The sequence below is a fragment of the Arthrobacter sp. JCM 19049 genome (assembly GCF_001310435.1).
In genome coordinates this window covers 1-1,688 of record NZ_BAXF01000467.1, presented here as the reverse complement: position 1 = coordinate 1,688, position 1,688 = coordinate 1, and the positions used below count along the sequence as shown (strand labels likewise).

Genomic DNA, 1,688 nt, shown 5'->3' with positions numbered 1-1,688 from the left:
CCCCTACGCCCCGGTGGGCCTGCTGGGCACCCTGTTCGGGCTGCTGGCCTCGCTGTTTGGCGCGGACGCCTCGGTGGTGGCCCAGGTGGTGTTCACCCTGGCCCGGCTGTTCTCCGTCTACCTGGTCGCGCGCTGGCCCTGGCCAGGAACATCAGCGACCCGCTGCGCCTGGGCGCCTGGCGCTGTCCGCGGTGGTGCTGCTGGCCCCGATCATCCAGCCCTGGTACATCCTGTGGCTCTTTGCCCTGTTCTTCATTTCCCAGCAGGTGTCCTGGACCAGCGAGAAGCTGATGATCGGGCTGAGCATGCTGATCACCCTGGCCGTGTTCGTCGACCAGATCTCCATCGAGCAGTGGCATCCGGTGTGGCTGCTGCGGATCCTGGCCGCGCTGCTGGGGGTGGGCCTGCTGGCTCGATGCTGCGCTGGGACCGCCAGGTGCGCCAGGTGGGGCAGCAGCTGGGCGCCTGCCGCATCCCGCGCAGCTAAGACATCCGGCGCCCGTGGACTAAAGAGCGCCAATTCACACCGGGTTTTGCTCCCGCCCCGACGGCAAATCGTTTTACCCTTGGGTATGCAAAGGATTATGGACCTGTTGTGGCCCGGGGCGATGGCACTGCTGATAGCGGGGCTGTTCGTGGCGACCGCAGGCATCTTCCTGTTGGCGCTGCAGTACCACAAGCACGGGCGCCTGTCCTGGCGCAGAACCATCACCAGCTCGGTGGTGGTGCTCTACGTCTTCGGGCTGCTGAGCTACACCATGCTGCCGATGCCCGAGACCCGCGACGCGTTCTGCCGGCCCGGGGTCGCCCAAACCCAGCTCGAGCCGTTCCACTTCTTCCAGGACTTCAACCTGGCCTGGGAGGGCGGGCGCCGCGCGTTCCTGACCAGTTTTGAACTGTGGCAGGTGCTGTTCAATGTCCTGCTGTTCATCCCGGTGGGGATCCTGGCTATCCGCTGGGCGCGGCAGAACGTGTTCACCGGCACCCTGATCGGCTTTACCCTCTCCCTGGCCATCGAGGCCACCCAGTACACCGGCATCTGGGGAATCTACACCTGCGCCTACCGGGTGGCGGATGTCGATGACCTGATCGTGAACACCTTTGGGGCGTTCCTTGGCACGCTGCTGGCCTACCTGCCGGTCTTTGCCTTCCTCTCCGGGCCGAGCGAACGCGACGGGCAGTACGCCCCGGCCCGGGCCGTCACCCGCTCCCGCCGGCGCTGGCGAACCTGTTCGACCTGGCGTTCATGTCCGCCCTGGTGATGGCCGTGTCCCTGGTGCTGGAGGTCGCCGAACGCCTGGGAGTGCACACCGCGCGCATCGACTACCTGCAGGACCTGCTCTCCATTGCCGCGGTGCTGCTGGTGGTGATCATTCCGTCCCTGGCCCCGGGGCGGGCCACCCTGGGACAACGCTGCGCCTGGTTCGAAGTGCGTGCCCTGACCGGAGGGCTGGCTAGCACCGGGCGGGCGCTGGCCCGGGTGCTGCTGGGCCTGGGCGGGATCTACCTGTTCCAGTCGATCATGGCCATCGTGCCCGAGGGGAACCTGTTCCAGCTGCTCGCCCTGCCGCTGGTGCCCTACATCTGGTTCTCGGTCATCTGGCTGGCCTTTGACCGTTCGGCCCGTGGCGTCTCCGCCCGGGCCTCGGGCACCCGCTTCACCGACCGCCGCGCCTGATCCGCCCACT

General features: G+C 67.4%; 2 protein-coding genes. Both read left to right on the top strand.

The window, feature by feature from the left end; translation table 11 throughout:
• On the top strand, nucleotides 1-1,262 hold a 1,262-nt coding region (locus JCM19049_RS13460), incomplete at its 5' end, for a VanZ family protein (RefSeq protein ID WP_279403223.1).
• The gene (locus tag JCM19049_RS13455) at nucleotides 1,247-1,678 is read left to right on the top strand and encodes a hypothetical protein (RefSeq protein WP_054821837.1); all 432 of its coding nucleotides are present in this window, start codon (nucleotides 1,247-1,249) and stop codon (nucleotides 1,676-1,678) included. The genes JCM19049_RS13460 and JCM19049_RS13455, both read left to right, overlap by 16 nt.
• Nucleotides 1,679-1,688: the final 10 nt, after the last annotated feature.

Excerpts from the sequence above, each read along its gene's own strand:
- JCM19049_RS13455 (WP_054821837.1), top strand. The coding sequence starts at position 1,247 with ATGTCCGCCCTGGTGATGGCCGTGTCCCTGGTGCTGGAGGTCGCCGAA.